At 65.7% G+C, this 19,585-nt stretch carries 19 protein-coding genes; 11 read left to right on the plus strand and 8 right to left on the minus strand.

What is annotated here, in order from left to right; all coding sequences use genetic code 11:
- Positions 1 to 79: 79 nt before the first annotated feature.
- From A5747_RS19205 to A5747_RS19220, 4 genes are all read left to right on the plus strand, one after another.
- The gene (locus A5747_RS19205; RefSeq protein WP_076127149.1) at positions 80 to 1,102 is read left to right on the plus strand and encodes an LLM class F420-dependent oxidoreductase; all 1,023 of its coding nucleotides are present in this window, start codon (positions 80 to 82) and stop codon (positions 1,100 to 1,102) included.
- 11 nt (positions 1,103 to 1,113) lie between these two features.
- The gene (locus A5747_RS19210) at positions 1,114 to 2,334 is read left to right on the plus strand and encodes a cytochrome P450 (RefSeq protein WP_076127326.1); all 1,221 of its coding nucleotides are present in this window, start codon (positions 1,114 to 1,116) and stop codon (positions 2,332 to 2,334) included.
- A 68-nt stretch (positions 2,335 to 2,402) separates the two neighbouring features.
- Complete coding sequence (locus A5747_RS19215; RefSeq protein WP_076127151.1) at positions 2,403 to 3,239, plus strand: SDR family NAD(P)-dependent oxidoreductase; 837 nt, start codon at positions 2,403 to 2,405, stop codon at positions 3,237 to 3,239.
- Positions 3,236 to 3,976 carry an SDR family NAD(P)-dependent oxidoreductase gene (locus A5747_RS19220; RefSeq protein ID WP_076127153.1) on the plus strand — a complete coding sequence of 247 codons (741 nt, stop codon included), beginning with the start codon at positions 3,236 to 3,238 and terminating at the stop codon, positions 3,974 to 3,976. Before A5747_RS19215 ends, A5747_RS19220 begins: the two co-directional genes overlap by 4 nt.
- Before the next feature lie 2 nt (positions 3,977 to 3,978).
- On the opposite strand, the gene A5747_RS19225 is transcribed toward A5747_RS19220, so the two are convergent.
- Both A5747_RS19225 and A5747_RS19230 read right to left on the minus strand, forming a co-directional pair.
- Entirely contained in the window at positions 3,979 to 5,136 is a 1,158-nt protein-coding gene (locus A5747_RS19225; protein ID WP_076127155.1) for a Zn-dependent alcohol dehydrogenase, read from the minus strand.
- The gene (locus A5747_RS19230; RefSeq protein WP_076127157.1) at positions 5,133 to 6,359 is read right to left on the minus strand and encodes a cytochrome P450; all 1,227 of its coding nucleotides are present in this window, start codon (positions 6,357 to 6,359) and stop codon (positions 5,133 to 5,135) included. Before A5747_RS19230 ends, A5747_RS19225 begins: the two co-directional genes overlap by 4 nt.
- Positions 6,360 to 6,530: 171 nt before the next feature.
- Here A5747_RS19230 and A5747_RS25525 point away from each other — a divergent pair, with 171 nt between their 5' ends.
- Genes A5747_RS25525 through A5747_RS19255 form a run of 5 tightly spaced genes read left to right on the plus strand, consistent with a single transcriptional unit; the run spans position 6,531 to position 10,473 of the window.
- Positions 6,531 to 6,872: a Rieske (2Fe-2S) protein gene (locus tag A5747_RS25525; protein WP_369805148.1), complete on the plus strand. Its 342-nt coding sequence runs from the start codon at positions 6,531 to 6,533 to the stop codon at positions 6,870 to 6,872.
- On the plus strand, positions 6,869 to 7,924 hold the full coding sequence (locus A5747_RS19240; protein ID WP_076127159.1) for an amidohydrolase family protein: 1,056 nt from the start codon (positions 6,869 to 6,871) through the stop codon (positions 7,922 to 7,924). The genes A5747_RS25525 and A5747_RS19240 overlap by 4 nt, the downstream gene beginning before the upstream one ends.
- Positions 7,921 to 9,069 carry an amidohydrolase family protein gene (locus tag A5747_RS19245; protein ID WP_076127161.1) on the plus strand — a complete coding sequence of 383 codons (1,149 nt, stop codon included), beginning with the start codon at positions 7,921 to 7,923 and terminating at the stop codon, positions 9,067 to 9,069. Before A5747_RS19240 ends, A5747_RS19245 begins: the two co-directional genes overlap by 4 nt.
- A 3-nt stretch (positions 9,070 to 9,072) precedes the next feature.
- The gene (locus tag A5747_RS19250; RefSeq protein WP_076127163.1) at positions 9,073 to 9,501 is read left to right on the plus strand and encodes a hypothetical protein; all 429 of its coding nucleotides are present in this window, start codon (positions 9,073 to 9,075) and stop codon (positions 9,499 to 9,501) included.
- Between the two features lie 6 nt (positions 9,502 to 9,507).
- The gene (locus A5747_RS19255) at positions 9,508 to 10,473 is read left to right on the plus strand and encodes an alpha/beta hydrolase (RefSeq protein WP_076127165.1); all 966 of its coding nucleotides are present in this window, start codon (positions 9,508 to 9,510) and stop codon (positions 10,471 to 10,473) included.
- Between the two features lie 17 nt (positions 10,474 to 10,490).
- On the opposite strand, the gene A5747_RS19260 is transcribed toward A5747_RS19255, so the two are convergent.
- Positions 10,491 to 11,057: a hypothetical protein gene (locus A5747_RS19260; protein WP_076127167.1), complete on the minus strand. Its 567-nt coding sequence runs from the start codon at positions 11,055 to 11,057 to the stop codon at positions 10,491 to 10,493.
- Positions 11,054 to 11,917, minus strand: a complete 864-nt coding sequence (locus A5747_RS19265; RefSeq protein WP_076127170.1) for a hypothetical protein — start codon at positions 11,915 to 11,917, stop codon at positions 11,054 to 11,056. Before A5747_RS19265 ends, A5747_RS19260 begins: the two co-directional genes overlap by 4 nt.
- 190 nt (positions 11,918 to 12,107) lie before the next feature.
- Here A5747_RS19265 and A5747_RS19270 point away from each other — a divergent pair, with 190 nt between their 5' ends.
- A complete protein-coding gene (locus tag A5747_RS19270; RefSeq protein WP_076127172.1) occupies positions 12,108 to 13,268 on the plus strand; it encodes an acyl-CoA dehydrogenase family protein in 1,161 nt (386 codons plus the stop codon).
- The gene (locus A5747_RS19275; protein WP_076127174.1) at positions 13,265 to 14,500 is read left to right on the plus strand and encodes an acyl-CoA dehydrogenase family protein; all 1,236 of its coding nucleotides are present in this window, start codon (positions 13,265 to 13,267) and stop codon (positions 14,498 to 14,500) included. The genes A5747_RS19270 and A5747_RS19275 overlap by 4 nt, the downstream gene beginning before the upstream one ends.
- 1 nt (position 14,501) lies before the next feature.
- Here A5747_RS19275 and A5747_RS19280 read toward each other — a convergent pair whose 3' ends face one another.
- From A5747_RS19280 to A5747_RS19295, 4 genes are all read right to left on the minus strand, one after another.
- Positions 14,502 to 16,466, minus strand: coding sequence for a SpoIIE family protein phosphatase (locus A5747_RS19280; protein WP_076127176.1), 1,965 nt, complete (start codon positions 16,464 to 16,466; stop codon positions 14,502 to 14,504).
- A 104-nt stretch (positions 16,467 to 16,570) separates the two neighbouring features.
- Positions 16,571 to 17,008 (minus strand): anti-sigma factor antagonist, encoded by a 438-nt coding sequence (locus tag A5747_RS19285; protein WP_076127178.1) that lies wholly within the window; start codon positions 17,006 to 17,008, stop codon positions 16,571 to 16,573.
- 200 nt (positions 17,009 to 17,208) lie between these two features.
- Positions 17,209 to 18,414 (minus strand): amidohydrolase family protein, encoded by a 1,206-nt coding sequence (locus A5747_RS19290; RefSeq protein ID WP_076127180.1) that lies wholly within the window; start codon positions 18,412 to 18,414, stop codon positions 17,209 to 17,211.
- Positions 18,415 to 18,502: 88 nt separating this feature from the next.
- On the minus strand, positions 18,503 to 19,531 hold the full coding sequence (locus tag A5747_RS19295; protein ID WP_076127182.1) for a hotdog fold thioesterase: 1,029 nt from the start codon (positions 19,529 to 19,531) through the stop codon (positions 18,503 to 18,505).
- Positions 19,532 to 19,585: the final 54 nt, after the last annotated feature.

Consider the following 19,585-nt stretch of genomic DNA (forward strand, 5'->3'; position numbering starts at 1 on the left):
TCCTACCTCGTGCGGCTGCGATCGCCTAGTTGGAACTTGCAGGGTCACATACTGGATTGCTTACTGTAAAGTTACCCGCATGGCTGACGCCCCCCGCCTCAAGATCGACGGGGGCATCCCCAACCGACTCGCCGGGGCGGCCGAGGCGGCCGCCGCCCTCGAACAGCAGGGGTATGACGGGGGCTGGACCGCCGAAACCAGTCATGACCCGTTCCTGCCGCTATTACTCGCCGCCGAACACACGTCGCGCCTCGAGCTCGGCACCAACATCGCGGTGGCGTTCGCGCGCAATCCGATGATCGTCGCCAACATCGGTTGGGACCTGCAGGCGTATTCGGAAGGCCGATTCATCCTCGGGCTGGGCACCCAGATCCAGCCCCACATCGAGAAGCGGTTCAGCATGCCGTGGAGCCACCCGGCGCGCCGAATGCGCGAATTCGTCGCCGCTCTGCGCGCGATCTGGTTGGCATGGAAGGACGGCACCAAACTCCGCTTCGAGGGCGACTTCTACACCCACAAGATCATGACCCCGATGTTCACCCCTGAGCCGCAGCCACATCCGGCGCCGAAGGTGTTCCTCGCCGCCGTCGGCGAGACCATGACCGAAATGTGCGGTGAGGTCGCCGACGGCCACCTCGGTCACCCGATGGTCTCGAAGCGCTACCTCGACGAGGTGACGCTGCCGGCGCTGCGCCGCGGCATGCAGCGCTCAGGCCGCGACCGCAGTCGCTTCGAGGTGTCCTCCGAGGTGATGGTGGCGACCGGCGACAACGACGCCGAGCTGGAGGCCGCCACCGCCGCTGCCCGCAAACAGATCGCCTTTTACGGATCGACGCCGGCGTATCGGACGGTCCTCGACCTGCACGGCTGGGGCGAGCTGCACGCCGAGCTGCACCGCCTGTCCCTTGCGGGGGAGTGGGACACGATGGGCTCGCTCATCGACGACGAAATGCTGGCCGCTTTCGCGGTCGTGGGGCCGGTCGACACCGTCGGCGCGGCGCTGAAAAGCCGTTGCGAGGGCGCCGTCGACCGGGTCCTGCCGATCTTCCCGACCGCTTCGCAGTCCTGTATCACCGCCGCACTGAAGGAGTTTCGCGAGTGAGCACGCCGACGATGGATGACGCCGCCAAGCTGTTGACGGATCCGCTGGCGTATACCGACGAGCCGCGGCTGCACGCGGCATTGACACACCTGCGGGCCAACGCCCCGGTGTCGTGGGTCGACGTGCCTCACTACCGGCCGTTCTGGGCCATCACCAAACACGCCGACATCATGGACATCGAGCGCGAGAACATGCTGTTCACCAACTGGCCGCGCCCGGTCCTGACCACCGCGGAAGGCGACGAGATGCAGGCCGCCGCGGGCGTGCGCACGCTGATCCATTTGGACGACCCGCAGCACCGGGTGGTACGCGCGATCGGCTCCGACTGGTTTCGCCCAAAGGCCATGCGAGCGCTCAAGGTTCGCGTCGACGAGCTGGCCAAGATCTACGTCGACAAGATGATGGCCGCGGGCCCCGAGTGCGACTTCGTTCAGCAAGTGGCGGTCAATTACCCGCTCTACGTGATCATGTCGCTGCTGGGGCTGCCGGAGGCCGACTTTCCCCGGATGCTCAAGTTGACGCAGGAGCTGTTCGGCAGCGACGACTCCGAGTTCAAGCGCGGCAGCACCAACGAGGACCAGCTGCCGGCGTTGATGGATATGTTCCAGTACTTCAACGGTGTGACGGCGGCACGCCGCGAGCACCCGACCGAGGATCTCGCGTCGGCGATCGCCAATGCCCGCGTCGACGGCGCGCCGCTGTCGGACATCGACACCGTGTCGTATTACCTCATCGTCGCCACCGCGGGGCACGACACCACCAGCGCCACCATCTCCGGGGGCATGCAGGCACTCATCGAGAACCCGGACCAGCGTGAGCGCCTGCGCGACAACCTCGACTTGATGCCGCTGGCCACCGAGGAGATGATCCGCTGGGTCACCCCGGTCAAGGAGTTCATGCGCACCGCCGCCGAGGACACCGTCGTACGCGGGGTGCCCATTGCCGCCGGGGAGTCCGTGCTGCTGTCGTACGTGTCGGCGAATCGCGACGAGGATGTCTTCGACGATCCTTTCCGCTTCGACGTCGGGCGCGACCCCAACAAGCACCTGGCATTCGGCTACGGCGTGCACTTCTGCATGGGCGCCGCCCTGGCCCGCATGGAGGTCAACAGCTTCTTCTCCGAGCTGTTGCCCAGGCTCAAATCCATTGAGCTGACCGGTGATCCGGAGCTCGTCGCGACGACCTTCGTCGGCGGCCTCAAGCATCTGCCGGTGCGCTACTCGTTGGCCTGAATCGGGGCGCGGCCGCTGAGCGGTCCGCTTAGATCGCGCTCGCTAGACTCCCCGTGGAGGACCAGGCAATGGCGCGCAAGACGATTCTCATCACCGGTGCCAGCGACGGCATCGGTGCCGCGGCGGCCCGTCGGCTGCACAGCGGCGGCGACAACGTGGTGGTGGTGGGGCGGTCGGAAACCAAGACCGCCGCGGTGGCTACCGAATTGGACGCCGACTATTTCGTGGCCGACTTTTGCGACCTGTCCCAGGTTCGGGCGCTCGCGGACAAGATTCGTTCCCAATACCCGCGCATCGACGTGTTGGCTAACAACGCCGGCGGCATGTTCACCAAGGCCCACGGCACGGCCGACGGTAACGAGACGACTTTGCAGGTCAACTATCTGGCGCCGTTTCTGCTCACCACGCAATTGATGGAGGTGCTCGTCGAGTCGCGTGCCACCGTCATCAACACGACGAGCTCGTCCCACAGACTGCTTCCACGGGTCAGGATCTCCGATCTGGAGAGCACGGCAGGACGCCGACCCAGCGTCGCGTATGCCTTGAGCAAACTCGCAATTGTGTTGTTCACCATGGAGTTACATCGGCGATACCACGCCAGCGGGCTATCGGCCGCGACGTTTCACCCCGGCTTCGTCAACTCGAATTTCGGCGATGCATCGGGATCGCGGTTTCTCACGTTCATGAAGTACCGCGTCCCGATCAGCGCCCGATTCACGGTCACCGCGGACCAGGGAGCCGACCAGCTGGTCTGGTTCGCGTCTAGCAGGCCCGGCGTCGATTGGACGTCGGGCGCGTACTACGCGAAGCACAAGATCGCCAAGCCCAACCGCGCGGCTCATGACCCCGAGCTTGCGCGCGAGCTGTGGGATCGCACCGCCGCGAAACTGGGCTGCGCACAATGACCGCCCCGATCTCCCTGGTGACCGGCGGCGGGTCGGGGATCGGTCGCGAGGTTGCCACGCGGCTGCGCGAGGCTGGTCACGGCGTCGTGGTGTGGGACCTGTCCGGCGGCGACATCGCTTGCGATGTCAGCGATCCCGACGCCGTTTCGACCGCGATGGAACAAACCGTGCGCGATCACGGCGTGCCCACCCGGGTGGTGACCTGCGCGGGGATCGGCGCGTCGGGAATGCTGCTCGAACAGCCGCCCGCGGAATGGGAACGGGTGTTGGCGGTCAACCTCACCGGCACCTGGCTCACCATCCGGGCCGGCGCACAGGGTATGGTCGACGCCGGCGTGGGCGGCTCGATCGTCGCGGTCTCGAGCATCAGCGGCACCCTCGCCGACCGCGACATGGGCGCCTACTGCGTGTCCAAAGCGGGGGTGGACATGCTGGTGAAGGTCGCCGCCGTGGAATGGGGCGTGCACGGCATCCGGGTGAACGCCGTCGGGCCCGGTGTCACCCGGACACCGATGCTGGCGAAACCCGAACAGCTTCCCGGCTGGGTGGACGGACTCACCGAGCGCACGGCGCTGGGCGGCGTGGGTGACGCGGGAGACGTGGCCGGCGCCGTCGTGGGCGTCCTCGAATTGCCCTGGGTGACCGGTCAAATCGTGCACGCCGACGGCGGCTTGGCGCTGCACAGCCCGATCGACGCGTACGGTCAAACGCAGCGGGTGATGGGCCGCAAAAAGTAACCTCAGGCGATCCCGAAATCGATGATGCCCCGGACGATTTTGCCGCTGAGGAGATCGTCGTAGGCGTCGTTGATGTCATCGAGGCGATAGCGCCTGGTGATCATCTCGTCGAGCTGCAGCTGCCCGGTTTGGTAGAGCCTGGCCAGTCTGGCGATGTCCGACCTCGGGTTGCAGGAGCCGAATATGGTGCCCGCCAACGTCTTGTTCATCAGGATGAAGTCCTGCAGCTCGAGGTTGACTGACCGAGTCAACTGCGAGGTCATTCCGGTGAGCACACAGGTCCCACCCTTACGGGTGAGCCGCACCGCGTCTCGAACGTCGTCGGCGGTGATCAAGGACGGCGACACCACCACCGCGTCGGCCATCACCCCATACGTCAGACCGCGCACCAGGTCGAGTGCCTCGTCGGCCGTCGCGACGCTGTGGGTCGCGCCGAACTGCAACGCCGACTTCTGTTTGAACTCAACGGGATCGACGGCGACGATCTGCGCGGCGCCGTTGATGCGGGCGCCCTGGATCGCCCCCGTGCCGATCCCGCCGACGCCGATCACGACCACGGTGTCCCCGGCGCGCATGTTGGAGCGGTTCGCGACGGAACCGTAGCCGGTCGGGATCGCGCACGACAGCAGCGCGCTCGGCGCCAGCGGCAGGTCCGGCTCGATCTTCACGAGTGAATTCGTCGATACGACAGTGTGTTCGGCGAACGCGCCGACCTTGGCGATATGGCCGAGATTTCGGCCGTCGGCGGTGTGATGGCGGAAGGTGCCATCGGTCGGCATTCCCGGGATCATGGTGCCGATGCCGACGTCGCAGACGTACTCCATCCCGGTCGCGCACCAGCGGCACTGTCCGCACACGGCGACGAACGACATCACCACGTGGTCACCCGGCTCGACATCGGTTACGCCCTCGCCGACTTCACGCACGACGCCGGAACCCTCGTGGCCGCCGATCATCGGGAACATTGTGGGCAGGCCGAGGGATCGCATCACCTCGTTGGGCGCCGACATGTCGCCCTTGAGGATGTGGTCGTCGGAGTGACACAACCCGGCGGCGGCCATCTCGACCAGAACTTCGCCGGCTTTCGGCGGATCAAGCTCGAATTCCTCGACGCACCAAGGCCCTCCGACATCGTGGAGGATGGCCGCGCGGCTTCTCATGCGGCCGGGCTGAACGTGACCGGAAGCTTGTTGGGCGACCGGAAGGTAAGCCCGACGATTCTCGACTCCTCGCCGGTTCCGTCGTCGGACACGAACGCCAAGTCCTTGACGCGGTCGAAGAGGCTGTTCAGCATGACCTGCGTTTCCAGGCGCGCCAGATGCATGCCGAGGCACATGTGAATCCCGCCGGCGAAGGCGATGTGGGCCTGGCGGGGCCGGCGAATGTCGAACGTGTTGGGGTCGGTCCAGCGGCTGTCGTCGCGGTTGGCCGAGCCCATGCACATCCCAATGGCCGCATCGGGCGGGATTGTCTTGCCGCCGATTTCGACTTCTTCGGTGGTGGTCCGCATGACCGTGGTCAGTGGGGTTTCGTAGCGCAGGCCTTCCTCGATCGCCGCGGGAATCAGAGACCGGTCGTGATAGACCATCGCCAACTGCTCGGGGTGCGTCAAGAGCAGGTAGAGCAGGTTGCCCGACGAGCGATAGGTTGTCTCCAGCCCGGCGGGCAAGAGCAGCCGCAAGAACGCGATGATCGCCTCGTCGCTGAGCTTCGCGCCGTCGATTTCGGCGGCAACCAGATCGCCGATGATGTCGTCGGTGAGTTTGCGGCGCCGCTGCTCGACCTGGTTGAGGAAGTAACCGTGCAGCTCGGCCGCGGCGTTGAGCCCCGCCTCGATGTCGGTCGGGATCGAGATGAGGTCGAGGGACAGTCGCCGGAAGAGGTCGAGATCCTCGCGGGGAAGTCCGAGCAGCGTGGAGATGATCCGGGTCGGAAACTCGAACGTCACCGCCTTCACCAGGTCGGCGTGGCCCTCGTTTTTGATTTCGTCGACCAGCCGATCGCAGACCGGTCCGATGACCGACGGCTCCCAGCGCTCCAGCGCAGTGGCGCGGAAGGCCTTGGCCACCAGATTGCGGTGGTCGTGATGTTCCTTGCCGCCCATCGCCAGGATGGTGTGGCCCATTACCAAACCGATGGTCTCGTCGTACTTGTGCGAGCTGAAGATGCGGTCGTCGCGGAACGCCTGGAACAGGGCGTCGTAACCGAACAGCACCCATTCGTCGGTGGGCCGCAGTTCCTCCGGCATCTGTGAGTGGTCCGCCAAGGAACCATGCCAGACCGGGTCGGTGCTCCTCATATATTCGAAGAACGGGTATGGACTGGTTTCACCGGTGAGGTCGAGGGTGACGGGCTGGCCGCCGGGGTCGGTGCTGAGCGTCATCGGCGCTCCTCCTGAACAGCCGGTATGGCGGATATGTATCGCAGGGAATATCGCTATCATAGTATAAATAGCAACGAAGCCCAATGGTCTTGTAGTAGTTACCGTAACGGGCACAGTATTGACCCTGGTGTCAAGAAGGCGGTGATTCAGCAGGTGCCCACGCGCCGTTTCGTGTGTTCCCTCGACGAGCTGCCATCCGGCGGCATGAAACTGGTTGACGTCGGCAAGTTCGGCGTTGGTGTGTACAACGTGCGCGGTGCGTTGTATGCGATCGTGAACTATTGCTCGCACGAGGGCGCCCCGCTATGTCTGGGGCTGATCGGCGGCACCAACGAGTCGGCTCCCGAATTGCCCGACCGGATGCGCCGGGCTCGGGACGGCCAAATCGTTCGATGCCCTTGGCACAATTGGGAATTCGATGTCACCACGGGCCAAAACGTCGCCGATCCGCGGCGCCGCGTCCGCACCTACGAGGTCGATGTCACCGACGGTGAGGTTTACCTGACGGCATGATTATCGATACCAACGTGCAGCCGCACTTCCGCTACAACGCCGAGATCCGGCGCTATCTCCCCGATGCCCACAAGCTGCGGGCGATCCCCGACGTCGAGCAGCAGTGGTACCAGGCGCCGGGCGGCGACTACCGCCGAGACCTCTACGGAGAGAACTACCCGGGATCGGATCCCGACACCGTCGGCCGGCATCTGTCCTCACAGGGCGTCCACTACGCGATCCTGAACCCGCTGACCCGCGGAAACATCGCGGATTACCTGCTCAACAGCAGGATCTGCGCCGCCGTCAACGACTGGCTGCTGGACCGGTGGCTGGAACCCGACACCACCGACCGCTTCACCACCCGTTTCCTAGGCACCATCCGCGTCAACCCCGAAGACCCGAAGGGCGCGGTCGCCGAGATCGAGCGCCTCGCTGCGCATCCCAAGCTGGTGCAGGTCGGCGTTCCGATGCAGTCACGCGAGCCGTATGGCAAACCGATGTTCGAGCCCATCTGGGAGGCCGCGGCCGCCCAGGGCTTGCCGGTCGTGGTGCACATCAACGGCGGCAACGGCGTCGACTATCCACCCACGTTCGCCGGCCACGCGCACACCTACCCCGGATATGCGGCGTTCATGCCGCTGAACTACTTCGTGCACCTGGCCACCCTCATCGTCGAGGGCGTGTTCGGCCGGCACCCGAGCCTGAAATTTGTGTTCGCGGACGGCGGTTACGACATCCTCACCCCGTTGATGTGGCGCCTGGACACCTTCTGGTTGTCGATGCGCGACCAAACACCTTGGGTGGACCGCTATCCCAGCGAGTACCTGCCCGGCCATGTGCGGTTCTGCTCGTCGGCGTTCGACGGGCCGGTCGACACCGGCGCGATGGGGCGCTGGATGGAGTTCAGCGGCAAGTCCGACCTGCTGATGTACGGGTCGAGCTACCCGCACTGGTCCACCTCGTCGCCGGACGTGATGGCCGAGGGTCTCGACGATGCGCAACGCGACAAGGTGTTGTGGCGAAACGCCAGTGAGCTCTACGGGTTTGCGGTGAAGGAGAGTGCGCTATGACCACGATCGAGCGAGTCGATTCCCCAACGGGTCAAGAGGACGAAATCGCGGTCACCATCGTCGACACCGACGTGCATCCGCTGCCCGTCTCCGCCGAGGTGCTCAAGTCCTACGCGCCGGCCGAATGGGTGGACAAGATCTGGCCGACGGGAAACGCCGCTAGCCCGGTGCCGCACTTTTACGACACCCCAGACTCGTACAAGACGATGTCGCTGCGCCTCGACGCGGCCCCGCCCAACGGCGGAGTCGCCGGCAGCGACCCGGATTTCGCCGCCAAGCAGTTGCTGCTCGACGCCGGTATCAGCATCGCGACGCTGGAGCCGATGTGTGACGCGCAGCTGCCGCAGGCCGAGCATGTGCTGAAGTCGACCCACAACGACTGGCTTGCCGACGTCTGGCTCGACAAATACAACTGGCACGGCCGCTGGCGCGGGTCGATCAGCGTCAGCGCGCAAACGCCCGAGCAGGCGGCCCGCGAAGTCGAGCGGTGGGCCGGGCATCCGTACATGGCGCAGGTGCTGATGACCCCGCAGACGCGTGGAATCCCCTTCGGCAACCCGCATTTCGACCCGCTCTACGAGGCTGCCTCGCGCAACGGGTTCCCGGTGGCCACGCACCTGATGGGTCAGACGCCGTTCGAGTTGATTCCGCTGTACCCCGTCGGCAACCCCGCGCACTGGCATGACTTCTTCGCGTCCTGGCCGCTGCTCTACGTCTCGCACCTGATGAGCCTGGTGTTTGACGGTGCGTTCGATCGCCATCCCGATCTCCGGGTGGTCTTCGTCGAGGGCGGCTTCACCTGGGCGATGCCGGTGATGTCGCGCATGGACAGGATTTGGGAAGCCCGCCGCGGCGACCTGCCGCATGTGCGTCGCCGCCCGTCGGAGTATGTGCGCGAACACGTCCGGTTCACCACCCAGCCGCTCGAGGACACCGACACCGTGCAGTTCCGCGAGTACCTGGAGATGATGGACCTCGGCGACAATCTCATGTTCTCGACCGACTACCCGCACTGGAGCTACGACGCCCCGACCTACGCCATCAACCGGTTCCCCGCCGACCAGCGCGAACGGATCATGCGCGGTAACGCGACAGCGCTCTACGGGCTACCCGCGACGGTCAAGGCGTTGCCCGGGGAACGGTGAGCGATGGCCGATCTGGCCGCCAAGTTGAGCGCTCTGATCGGCGAATACGACGCGAAATGGGCGGCGCTGGACGTCGCCGGCGTCGCCGAATTGTGGGAGCGTGACAATCCGCGGCCGATGTACATCGGCGACGAGTACGCGATGCCGCTGATCGGCGCCGACGCACTCGACCGGCACTGGGCCCGGCTGGCCGGCCGCTTGAAGCGAGCGTCGATGTCGTCGCGGCTGTGGTCCGCCGAGGAACTAACCGGCGGCATTGTTCGCTGCGTCGTGGTGAGCCGGTGGAGCTTCACCGGAGAAGAATCGGACATCCCGCATACCGGCGCCAGCTGGATCACCTGGCTGCTGGCGCCGCGGGGCGAGGGGTACCGCATCTTTCACCACATGGAATCGCAGGTCTACCTTGAAGAGGGTTTCCCGGACGGAAGTTGAGAGGGTATGACACAAACGGATCTGACGCGCCCGCAAGGTCTTAACCGCATCGACCCGGTGCTGCGCGAGGCCGCGATCGATGTGGGCATCGTCGAATTCCAGGCCGAGACGCTTTCTGCCGAGCGGGAACACGCCAACCGGATGGCCGCAAAGCGTGCCGCTGCAGTCGGCACCGACGGCGTGACCATCGAATCGCGATCGATCCCCGGCCCGGGAGGTCAGCAGCTCGACCTCCGGCTGTACCGGGGTCCGTCGCAAGACGCTTCGGGCACGCCCCTGGTGGTCTATGCCCACGGCGGGGGCTTCGTGACCGGAAGTCTTGACACCGATCACGCGCAATGTGTGGAGTTGGCCAGGGACGCCGGATGTCTGCTGGTCTCGGTCGACTACCGGCTGGCGCCGGAAAACCCCTGCCCGGCGGCATTGGACGATGTCGAGGCGGGCTTTTACTACGCCATCCGCAACTGCGCCGAGCTGAACGTGGATGTCGGCCGGATCGCGGTGATGGGCCGCGACGCCGGTGCCGCACTGGTCGCGGGCCTGACGCAGCGCATGTTCGACGACGAAGGTCCGCAGATCCTGGTGCAGATCCTGCATCAGCCGATGCTCGACTCGGACGCCACCCAATCGCGGCGCGAATTCCAGCGCACGCCGGGGCTCAACGGCCCCGCGGTGAGCCGGGCCTGGAACCACTACCTCAGTCAGGCCGGCGCCAATGGTCAACACGTTCCGGCGCATCGGGCGAACCTGGAGGGCCTGCCCCCCACGTTTGTCAGCTGCTCCGAGATCGACCCGTGCCGCGACGAGGCGATCGACTACGCCACCAGGCTGCTACACGCCTACGTACACACCGAGCTGCACGTTATTGCGGCGACATTCAACGGCTTCGATTCGCTGGTTCCGGATTGGGTTGTGTCCCAAGAGAACCGGGCCCTGCACGCGCAGACCCTGCGCCGTGTGTTCGCGATGTAGCGCTCGGGTCACGCGGCTTAGATCGGGTCGAACTTGGTGATCAGCCAGTGGTTGTCGACCCTGGTCAGGCTCACCAGCACGTTGCTGGCCGCCATCGACGGATCGGGTTTGTCCTTGCTCGTGGTGCTCTGGTCGACGAAGACCAGGACCACGGCCGAATTCGGATGCAACTCCGACACCGCCGCGCCCATGATGTGAGCCGTGGTTTTCAGCGACTTTTGCTTCGCGGCCGGAGCCACGATCTCCGAGGTGAACTGGTTGTAATAGGACAGGAAGTCCCCGGTGAGGTGCGACTTGGCGGCCGCGAAGTCCTTGTCCAGCGACTCCGGGGAGTACGACAGCAACGCAACCGTGCCGTCCGACGCCGCGCTGACCACCGCCCGGGCCACGTCGGGGCTGGTCTGCTGCTGGGGCTTGTACTGGTTGAAGTACAGCCACGCCGCCGAGCCGCCGGAGATCAGCAGCAGCACGATCAAAATCACGGGAACGAGTTTCACGTTGCGCAGCATGCGTAACCGGTTCGGTCGCGCGGCGGATTCCTGCGCTGCGGGCTTTTCGGTTGCCTCGGTGGTCTTTTCGGTCATGGCACGAAGTCAACTTTCGACATCTTGTACTGGCCGCCGTCATCGGTCACGGTAACGCGGAGCCGCCACGCGCGCGGTTCGTCCTTGGCGCCCGCGGAATTGGTGATCTTCGAGGTCGCGGAGACCAGTACCGTTCCGGAATGGTCGTCCATGGATTCAAGGGCCGCGCTGTTGACCGTGCCTTCGGTGACGACCTTGGACTGCTGGACGACCGTCGTGAAATCTTTTGCGCGCTGCTGGAAATCGTCCCTGAACTGTCCGGTGGAGCTGTCGATTACGCGCTGGACGTCGTGCTGGGCATTGTTGAAGTCCAGGGAGGTCATGTTGATAACCCCCTGCCTGGCACCGGCGATGAACCTCGCGGCGCGCTGGTCCCGCTCGGTGGCGGAATTGTGTTGCCAGACCATGTATCCACTGGCCGCGCCGAAGCCCACGATCAGGATGATCACCGCCGCCTTCCACGTCACGGACAGTGACGGCAGCCAGCGCCGCCGCCGGGCCGGCCGGGCCGCCGGTTCGGTGGCCTCGGCGGTCTCGTCGGAGGCTTCCTCATCGGCCGTCTCCTCGGGCTCGACCTCTGCGGCTTCCGCATCGTCGGCCTGGGGCTCGGGCTCGGCCTTGCTCTCAGCTTCGGCCTCGGCGGCGGCCTCGGGCTCAGCCTCGGGCTCGTCTTTGGTCTCGGGCTCTGGCTCGGCCTTGGCCAGCGCCTCGCGGCGCAGCCGGGCGGCGCGGGCGCGGGCTCGGGCGGCCGCCGCCAGCGCTTCGGCCTCGGCAGCCTCGGCTTCGGCCTCCTCGAGGAGGGCCATCGCGTCGGCTTTCGATGTGGCCGAATCCTCCGGCGGTTCCTTCGCCTTAGTCATCGCGCTCACCGCTGGTCAACATCATTATCGACTGGACTCCGGTATCTCTTACTGTATTGCTCATTGATAGCATCAGAGTCTCCAGCGAACTCCGACGAGGACCGATGAGGCGGACGATCATCCACCCACACTTTCCACCTTGCATCCCTGGCAGCGGCGATCGAATGCCCAGGAAGGCCCTGCCGACACCATGACCGCCGTCGACTCTCCCGAAAAGATACTCTTCGCTTCCACAACCCAAGCCTTTCTGCAAAAGGAAGCGCCGCTGCGTCATGTCCGCGAGCTGCACGCCGCGGGCGCGTCCTTTGATCCTGCATGGTGGCAGCGGGCCGCCGAACTCGGGTGGACGGGTCTATTGGTTCCGGAGGAATTGGGCGGCGGCAGCGTGTCGGGCAGCGGCATCGCGGACCTCGCCATGGTCGCCGAGCAGCTGGGCAAGACGGTCGCGCCCGGACCGCTATACCCGGTCAGCATCGTCCTCGCGGCACTCGCCGGCTGCGCCGAGGCGCAACCGCACGCCGACACGATCGAGTCGCTGATGTCGGGCCAAACGGTGGCCTCGTGGGCGGTGTCCGAGCCGGGCCGGGGCTGGGCGCCGTTGGATCCGTCCGTGACGGCCACCGAAACCGACGCCGGCTACCGCATCGACGGCACCAAGGACCGCGTCGAGGCCGGCGCCCAGAGTGCGCTGCTGCTGGTGGTGGCGCGCTGCGGCCCAAATGCAGCTGACGTTCGCCAATTCCTGGTCCCGACGGACGCGCCGGGCGTACGCATTGTGCCGCAGCAATCGGTCGACCTGGTTAAGCAATACGCGCGGGTGCAGTTCGACGGTGTGGTCGTGGAGCGGTCGGCGGCCGTGGGCGGCGCGGCCGAGACGCCGGCGCTGATCGACCGGCAGAGCCAGATCGCTCAGGTGCTGCAGTGCGCGGAGGTGGTCGGCGTCCTGCAGACGGTGTTCGACTTCACCGTCAAGTGGGCGCTGGACCGGCACACATTCGGTCGCCCGCTCGCGTCGTACCAAGCGCTCAAACACGGGTTCGCAGACATGAAGCTGTGGCTGGAGGCGTGCCGCGCCACCACTGCCGCAGCGGTCGCCGACGTGGCCGCCGGCGCGCCCCAGGCGGGCTTGTCGGCCAGCATCGCCAAGTCCTACGTCGGGGAGACCGCGGGGCGCGTCGTTCAGGCGTGCGTGCAGATGCACGGTGGCATCGGCGTCACCTGGGAGCACGACCTGCACCTGTACCTGCGGCGGGTTACGTTGTACCGCTCGATGTTTGGCACTCCCGAGGAGCACAACCTGAGGGTGTACGAGTCGGAGAAGGCGGTCCGGTCGATGGCGAACGCCGGATGACGGCAGCCGAAACGGTCGCGGAATTCGCCGCCCGCGCGCGAGAGTGGTTGGCGGACAACATGCCTGTCATCGACCCCGACTCGCCGCCGGCCGCACCGCGCGACGACGAACAGTCCTGGCTGCGGGCTCGCGAACTGCAAAAGCGGCTCTACGAAGGGGGATTCGCCGGCATCTGTTTTCCCCGTGAATACGGCGGCCAGGGGCTGGATTACGCATACCAGAAGGCATTCGACGAGGAATCCCGCAACTACGAGATGCCGTTGATCCTCAACACCCCGACGTTCACCATTTGCTGCGCCACGCTGCTCGATATGGGCAGCGAAGATCAGAAGAGGCAGCACATCGCTGCCGCGCTGCGTGGCGATGAGGTTCTGGTGCAACTGTTGTCGGAGCCCAGCGGCGGCTCGGATCTGGCGGGCGTCCTCACCCGCGCCGAACGGCGCGACGACCGCTGGGTGCTCAGCGGCGCCAAGACGTGGAGCACTAGCGCGTTCGCCGCCGATTATGGACTGTGCCTGGCCCGCACCGACTGGGACGTGCCCAAGCACGAAGGCCTGACGATGTTCCTCGTGCCCATCGCGCATCCGGGAATCACGTTGCGGCGCATCACGATGCTGAGCGGTTCCACGGAATTCTGCGAGGAGTTCCTCGACGAGGTCGACGTCGGCGACGACGCCGTCGTCGGGGAGGTCAACGGTGGCTGGGCGGTGGCGTCGCGGCAGCTGTATCACGAACGCCGGGCCGTCGGGCAGGGCTCGGAATTCTCCAGCGGCGCGGGCCATGAAGGCGGCCACACGACCCCGATCGACTACGCCGAACTCGCCGAGAAGACGGGACAGGCTGACAACGAACGCATGCACGAAATGGCCGGCCGGGCGCTGGTGCACCGCGCGGTGGCCGAGCAGCTGATCGATCACGTGTACCGCAACGTCAGGGACGGCGTGCTGCCCCCGGCCGGCGGCACGCTCATCCGGCTCTTCCACTCCGAGACCGTGACCCTCGAGATGGACACGGCGCTGGCGATCACGGGGGCGGCCGGTGTGGTGGGGGACATCGGCGAAGGGCTGGAGGCCGGGCTGCGTTATCTGTCGCGGCAGAATGTCGCCATCGGCGGCGGCACCACGGAGATGGCCCGCAACGTCATCGGCGAACGGGTGCTGGACTTTCCACGGGAATACGCCGCCGACCGCGGGGTGCCGTTCAATCAGGTGCGCCACGGCAAGGCCCGCTGACCTAATCTTCGACGAAGACGTTCTCGATGTCGCCACTGACTACGGGGATCTGGACCAGCGATAAGACGTGGTGCGCCGGGCTTCCGGGCGGTGCCACCAGCAGACAGTCGCCACCCTGCATGCGCGCCCGGTCCCGTGCGGCGGCCAGCGCGCTGATGCCCGCCGATCCCAGGTGGGTGACCGCGCTGAGGTCGATCGTCAAAGACGCTATGCCCGAGCGGCTTTCGACTGCAATCTGGCGATCCAGGGTGGATGCGGTGTGGGCATCGACATCGCCGCTGACGATGATGTGACCGGCTTCGTCGACCATGGAGACGAATTCGGAGTTGACCGTACGCTGGTATGTCGGCCGGCCGATCATCGGATCGGAGACGAAGTTCGCCGGCCGCGAAAGGCGGTGCGTGAGACTGGCAGTCGTTCCGTCGGCGCCATGCGTGATGAGCGCCCGGGATACCAAGGCTTCGGCCATCGCGAGGCCGCGACCGCGGCCCTGTTCGCCTTCCCGGTAGTCCTTCCACTCGCCGTGGTCGCTGACCGAGGCATGGAGGTTGCCGTCGCCGGACAAAGATGCCTCGACGACAACGCCGTCGGAAACCGTAGTGGCGTAACCGTGTTCGACGGCGTTCTCGACGAACTCCGAGATGGCGTGCACCACATCGGAGATGTCGTCGTCGCAGGCACCGATCTCCGCCAGCCAATCACGGAGCCGGTGGCGCACGGCGCGTGCCGCGTGGATCGTCGCATCCACGGTCATGTGCAACGGCGAGGGTGGCGTACACCGTTGCGCCGCAAGCAGTGTGACGTCGTCGTTGTAGCCGGTCGACCGGAGCAGCAACTCAAGGGTTTCCGAACAGATGCGGTCGATCGGCCGCGCCCCCGCGTCGATGAGAAAACCGCTGCTGCCGCCGGCGACATTAGCGGCCAGGTCGGCGAATTCCGCGGTGCTGGCAACCAGCGGCCGGCCGGGACGCTCGATCAGGCCGTCGGAATACAGCAGGACCGAGTCGCCGACGTCGAGGAGCTCGGAGCACACCGGAAATCCGGCCCCGCTGCCGAGCGGGCCCGCGCCCGACGGTTCCACGTACCGCGACTGCGCGTCGGCGGTCACCAGCAGCGGCGGCGGATGTCCGGCGGTGCAGTACTGGAACTCCCCGGTGGCGTGATCGAGCGAACCGACGCAGATGGTGGCCGACTTCGATCCGGGTACGTGCTCGTGAAAGCGGTCCAGAGCATCGAGGGCCTCGGCGATGGTGCTGCCCGAAATGATCTGCATCCGAAGGGCGGTGCGCAACTGCGACATCACCGCCGCGGCTTCGACACCGTGGCCGACGACATCGCCGACGATCAGAACCAGCCGATCCCCGAGGGCGATTGCGTCAAACCAGTCGCCTCCGGCACCTGTGTCCTCGGCGGCGACAAGGTACTGCGCCGTGATGGCGGCACCGGGAACCACTGGCACCGACGGGGCCAGTAGCGCCTGCTGCATAACGGTGGCCGAATCGCGCATGTTTCGGTAGCGCTCGGACAGCTCCTCGATGCGCGCCTCGGCGGCCAGCCGTGCCCGCACCCGGGAGGTGACATCGTCGAAGATGAGTTGCACACCCATGATTGATCCGTCCTCGCGGCGCCGGGGTGTGACGACGAAGTCGAAGAACTTCTCCTGCAATCCGGAACCGTCGTAGTCGGCCTGCAGCCGCCACTCCGACCCGGATTGGGGTTCACCGGTTTCATACACCCGGTCGAACATGTGGTAGATCTGCTGGCTCTCCAGCTCTGGAAAGACCTCCCGCGCAAGCTTTCCCACGGGGTTGCCGGTCGGATTGAAGGCGCGGTAAGCCGCGTTGACGGCGACGAAACGATGGTCCGGCCCCTCCAGCCCAACGAGCATCGCGGGCACATTCTCGAATATTCGGCGCACCTCGTCGGCCGGGCCCACGGTTTTGTCCCAGTCCTTTTCGGCGACCATATGGCCGTCCCTCCTTTACGGACCGGGCAAAAACCCGCGCGAATCCAATTACTCGCAGGTAATCAGCCTATCAACGGGTAACGGGTGCTCAGCGCAACAGTTTGCTAACGCCCTGCGGGCGCCGTCGACAGGGCGGCATCGGTGGTGGGATGCAGGGACAGAACGTCGCGGAGATTGCATGCCTCTACCACCCGGGCGACGCTAGGATCGCAGCTCACCAGCCGAAGTTCGACCCCGCGGCGACGGCACCGCTCCGATTCGGTGGCCAGGACGGCGAACGCGCAGCAACCCATGAAACCGAGGCCGTTGACGTCGACAACGAATGGACCGGGTTCGCTGGCGACCGCGGCCGCCTCGCCGACCAGCCGCTGCCAAATGTGCTCGTTGGAGGCATCGACCTCACCGCCCGCGCGAACGATTACAACCGTTCCGCTGCGTTGGGTGGTTGCCCTCAGCGTGCTGTGCGGATCACCCAGCTCCGACAGCAGTCGAGGGCTCAAAGGGACCTGGGTCGGAAATGACTCCGCGGGAGCCAGATTCATCGTGCGCTCCTAGTCGGCCGCCTCGGCGAGGCCGCGATGGATGCCCGTCTATCTCTGGATACTGACCGTGGTGTTGCGTGGGTTCTTTTCTATAGCAACACGGGCGGGCCCGTCTATAGGACGCATGTTCACCAGGGCAGACAAAGTCGGCACGCGCGAACGAACCTCGGCGGCGCGCTAGGTGTAATCCGGGAACGCCGTCAGGCGGACACGGGCTTCTTGGCCGGCTTCGAGACCTTCATCAGCTTCATCAGGTTGCCGCCCATGATCTTGGCGACATCGTCCTGCTCGAAATCGGTGAGCTCGTCGACGAAGGAGATGGGATCCTTCAGGCCCTCGGGGTGCGGCCAGTCGGACCCGAACAGCACGCGGTCGGTACCCACCATGTTGACGATCTCGGTGAACCGGTCCTCCCAGAACGGGGTGATGTAGACGCAGCGTTTGAATGCCTCGACCGGGTCCTCGCTGAACGACTGCGGCATCTTCTTATAGACGCCCTTGAGGCCCTTGAAGAGGTCTGGCACCCAGTCGGCGCCGTTTTCGATGGACAGGATCCGCAGGTCGGGATTGCGCGACAGCGCGCCGTGGCAGACCAGCGCGCCCATGGCGTCCAGGATCGGCCGATGGCCCATCGCGAAGCTGCGGAATGGCGTCGGCTTGAACGGCAGGAACTCGTCACCCGGCTCCCACACGTTCGCGAACTCGGAGTAGCCGCTGTCCGAGGCGTGCATCGACACCGGGAGCTCGGCTTTGATGCAGGCCTGCCAGAACGGGTCGAACTCCTCGAGGCCGAAAGAGCGGCTGCCCTTGAAACCGGGAACCGGCGCCGGGCGCACCAGCACCGTGCGGGCACCGCGCTCCAGCACCCATTCGAGTTCTTCAAGAGCGCGCTCGACGATCGGCAAGGTGATCACCGGAGTCGCGAAGATGCGCTCCTCGTAGTTGAACGACCACGTTTCGTACATCCATTGGTTGAGCGCGTGGATGACGTCGTGAGTCATCTCCGGGTCGTCCTTCATGCGCTCTTCGACGAGGCTGGCCAGCGTCGGGAACATCAGGGCGTAGTCGATGCCGAGCTCGTCCATGACCTCCAGCCGCGGCCCGGGCTCGCGGAAAGCGGGGATGGCCTTCATCGGCTCGCCGAGGATTTCGCGGTAGCTCTTGCCCTGGGCGCCGTTACGGAAATAGTCCTCCTGGGCGCCCGGCTTGGCGACCTTCTCGAACGTCGGGTTCGGGATGTACTCGCTGATGTGGCCGCGCACCACGATCTTGGTGCGACCGCGCACCTGTACGTAGTCGATCACGTGCTTGCGGTTCTCCGGGAGGAACTTGGTCAGCGCTTCCTGCGGTTCGTACATGTGGTTGTCGGCGTCGAACACGGGGAAGGAAAGTTCGCGAGACGGCATGGCGATCTCCTTGCAGCAGTCTTGATTCTCAGTCGGTGGTAATGACGTTACCACCTTTGCGCAACAACGTGTACCCGTGCCCGGACGGCTATGCGTCCGGCCAGCTGGGGAGCTTGGGCGTGGTTCCCTCGATCACCGCGAAGTTCACCGTCGCCGTCGCGAGGAGCTCGTCGCCGTCGCCGTAAATGTCGACCTGCATGACCATCGACCGGCGCCCGGACCGCAGCATCCGGGGCACCGCGAACGCCGAGCCTTGCCGGATCGGCCGCAGATAGCGGACGAACAGGTCCGCGGTCGTCATCGTGGTGCCCGGTTGCAGGTATTCGAGGCCGAACTGTCCTCCGGCCACGTCCACGAGCGTCGCGATCAAGCCGCCCTGCAGCGCGCCGGAGGTGTTGACGACTTGCGGGCTGACCGGCATCGTCATCGCGAATTCGCCCTCGCGCGAACCCGGCCGCATGCCGATCTGCGCGAACAGCTCCGAGAGGGATGGCGCGGCCGACTCCTCGTCGGTCTCCCGGATGCCCAGGGCGCGGCTGCAGAAGTCATACAGCTGGCCGGCGTCGATCGGCGTTCCGTTCAATTCGCTGCCCAGCCAATGCAATCGCTGCGCGCCCACTATCGTCTGCATGACGATCGCGGCCGCCGCGCCGACGTCGAGTCCAGGGTTGAACACGCCCTCGGTGATGCCTTGCCCGACGATGTCCCGAATCAGTTGGTGCATGGGGGAGAGCACGCGCGCGTATTCGCGCGGACGGGTCTCGGCCAGGTACTGGTTGTAGAGGCCGAGCGCGCGATTGAGGCTGTCCTGGGTGGTTGATTCCGGTTGTTGGCTGACGCGGTCGATCAGCAGCTTGAGTGCGGAGGTGCTGTCCAGGCCGGTGGTCTCAGCGCGCCAGCCCTGCGCGGATTGCGCGATGGTCCTGTCGAACAGCGCCAGCAATAACTCGTCCTTGCTGCCGAAATGCTGGTAGAAGGCCCGCAGCGAGGTCTTGGAGCGTGCCACGACCTCCTGCACGGTGAAGTCGGTGCGTCCGGTTTCGCCCAGTATCGCGACTGCCGTTTTGATGAAGCGCTCGGCGCGCGTCACTTCGGTTTCATCGTTGGGACCGGTCATGAGAATGAGGTTACCGCGCGTTGTGGCATATCCGCGAAGGTGGAAACCGAATAT

Origin of the sequence: Mycobacterium sp. IS-836 (assembly GCF_001954275.1) — a bacterium.
Classification (GTDB): Bacteria; Actinomycetota; Actinomycetes; order Mycobacteriales; family Mycobacteriaceae; genus Mycobacterium.

Bases quoted from the DNA above. Each gene is read 5' to 3' on its own strand.
- A5747_RS19270 (WP_076127172.1), top strand. From the start codon at position 12,108: ATGACCGCCGTCGACTCTCCCGAAAAGATACTCTTCGCTTCCACAACC.
- A5747_RS19245 (WP_076127161.1), top strand. From the start codon at position 7,921: ATGACCACGATCGAGCGAGTCGATTCCCCAACGGGTCAAGAGGACGAA.
- A5747_RS19240 (WP_076127159.1), top strand. From the start codon at position 6,869: ATGATTATCGATACCAACGTGCAGCCGCACTTCCGCTACAACGCCGAG.
- A5747_RS19205 (WP_076127149.1), top strand. From the start codon at position 80: ATGGCTGACGCCCCCCGCCTCAAGATCGACGGGGGCATCCCCAACCGA.
- A5747_RS19295 (WP_076127182.1), bottom strand. From the start codon at position 19,531: ATGACCGGTCCCAACGATGAAACCGAAGTGACGCGCGCCGAGCGCTTC.
- A5747_RS19290 (WP_076127180.1), bottom strand. From the start codon at position 18,414: ATGCCGTCTCGCGAACTTTCCTTCCCCGTGTTCGACGCCGACAACCAC.
- A5747_RS19265 (WP_076127170.1), bottom strand. From the start codon at position 11,917: ATGACTAAGGCGAAGGAACCGCCGGAGGATTCGGCCACATCGAAAGCC.
- A5747_RS19210 (WP_076127326.1), top strand. From the start codon at position 1,114: ATGGATGACGCCGCCAAGCTGTTGACGGATCCGCTGGCGTATACCGAC.
- A5747_RS19275 (WP_076127174.1), top strand. From the start codon at position 13,265: ATGACGGCAGCCGAAACGGTCGCGGAATTCGCCGCCCGCGCGCGAGAG.
- A5747_RS19260 (WP_076127167.1), bottom strand. From the start codon at position 11,057: ATGACCGAAAAGACCACCGAGGCAACCGAAAAGCCCGCAGCGCAGGAA.
- A5747_RS19225 (WP_076127155.1), bottom strand. From the start codon at position 5,136: ATGAGAAGCCGCGCGGCCATCCTCCACGATGTCGGAGGGCCTTGGTGC.
- A5747_RS19280 (WP_076127176.1), bottom strand. From the start codon at position 16,466: ATGGTCGCCGAAAAGGACTGGGACAAAACCGTGGGCCCGGCCGACGAG.
- A5747_RS19285 (WP_076127178.1), bottom strand. From the start codon at position 17,008: ATGAATCTGGCTCCCGCGGAGTCATTTCCGACCCAGGTCCCTTTGAGC.
- A5747_RS19230 (WP_076127157.1), bottom strand. From the start codon at position 6,359: ATGACGCTCAGCACCGACCCCGGCGGCCAGCCCGTCACCCTCGACCTC.
- A5747_RS19255 (WP_076127165.1), top strand. From the start codon at position 9,508: ATGACACAAACGGATCTGACGCGCCCGCAAGGTCTTAACCGCATCGAC.
- A5747_RS19220 (WP_076127153.1), top strand. From the start codon at position 3,236: ATGACCGCCCCGATCTCCCTGGTGACCGGCGGCGGGTCGGGGATCGGT.
- A5747_RS19215 (WP_076127151.1), top strand. From the start codon at position 2,403: ATGGCGCGCAAGACGATTCTCATCACCGGTGCCAGCGACGGCATCGGT.
- A5747_RS19250 (WP_076127163.1), top strand. From the start codon at position 9,073: ATGGCCGATCTGGCCGCCAAGTTGAGCGCTCTGATCGGCGAATACGAC.